Here is a 281-nt window from a genome sequence, read left to right as displayed (position 1 = left end):
GAAGTGGCAAGGCGATCGCGCAAAAGAGCCTGGTTGCGTAGAGCATCGTATAGTTCCCGAGTGTGTTGCTGGTCTTGGATGACGAGCTGATGTTGGGTGGCTAAGCGCTTGTCCTGCTCGGCGCGAGCCTGGGCCGCGGCGGCAGTGCTGATCCTGGCCAGCTCATCCCGATGCAGGCTCGCCAGCTCGGAGAGCTTCTTGCCCATGCGCCAGTCCTGCACCTGCCAGGTCACGCCGGCGGCAGTGGTCATTAGCACCACGGCCAACAGCACCATCCCGGC

The 281-nt window shown here is 63.7% G+C and carries 1 protein-coding gene; it reads right to left on the bottom strand.

The features are described from left to right. On the bottom strand, positions 1 to 251 hold a 251-nt coding region (locus KMS84_RS40035), incomplete at its 3' end, for a hypothetical protein (RefSeq protein ID WP_256921574.1). Positions 252 to 281: the final 30 nt, after the last annotated feature.

Origin of the sequence: Streptomyces hilarionis (genome assembly GCF_024539675.1) — a bacterium.
In the GTDB taxonomy this organism is placed as follows: Bacteria; Actinomycetota; Actinomycetes; order Streptomycetales; family Streptomycetaceae; genus Streptomyces; species Streptomyces hilarionis.
The sequence above is the reverse complement of the archived record's forward strand: the minus strand, read 5'-3'. Positions and strand labels throughout refer to the sequence as shown.